The following is a 525-nucleotide window of genomic DNA, read 5'->3' as shown; positions in this document are numbered from 1 at the left end:
CCAAACAGGAAACGCAGCTGAAACGGGAAGCTCAACACCCACTGACGCATGGGTTGTTCAGGCAGTACTTCATCAACCAGCAAGGCGGCACTTTCGGCCATCCGCCGCGCCCCACAGCTCGGGCAGAAACCGCGACGCTTACAGCTGAAAGCGACCAGGTGCTCGGCGTGGCAAGACTCGCAGCGAACCCGTAGAAAGCCATGCTCCAGCCGCCCGCATTGGAGAAATTCTTCAAATTCCCGTTGCACATAGCCCGGCAATTCCTTTCCCTGCTCTGCCATAAGCGCAGCGAATGCCGGGTAATACTCGTCAACGATCTGATAGAGAAGGGTTTGCTCGGGTCGGTGGCTCTGGTAACGACCAGTATCCCGATCCCGGCTGGCCGTCCTGGCCGCCACATGAGGCATGTTCCGCGTCCTTGCAATACTGTGTTTACATACAGTCTATCGCTTAGCGGAAAGTTCTTTTACCCTCAGCCGAAATGCCTGCCGTTGCTAGACATTGCCAGCCAGTGCCCGTCACTCC

At 57.1% G+C, this 525-nt stretch carries 1 protein-coding gene; it reads right to left on the bottom strand.

What is annotated here, in order from left to right; genetic code table 11:
• On the bottom strand, window positions 1-407 hold a 407-nt coding region (locus WH95_RS19990), incomplete at its 3' end, for a transposase zinc-binding domain-containing protein (RefSeq protein ID WP_181672638.1).
• Window positions 408-525 lie beyond the last annotated feature (118 nt).

It is taken from the genome of Kiloniella litopenaei, assembly GCF_000982415.1.
GTDB lineage: Bacteria > Pseudomonadota > Alphaproteobacteria > Kiloniellales > Kiloniellaceae > Kiloniella > Kiloniella litopenaei.
Note: the sequence above shows the minus strand (reverse complement) of the source record. Positions and strands in the feature narration are given on the sequence as shown.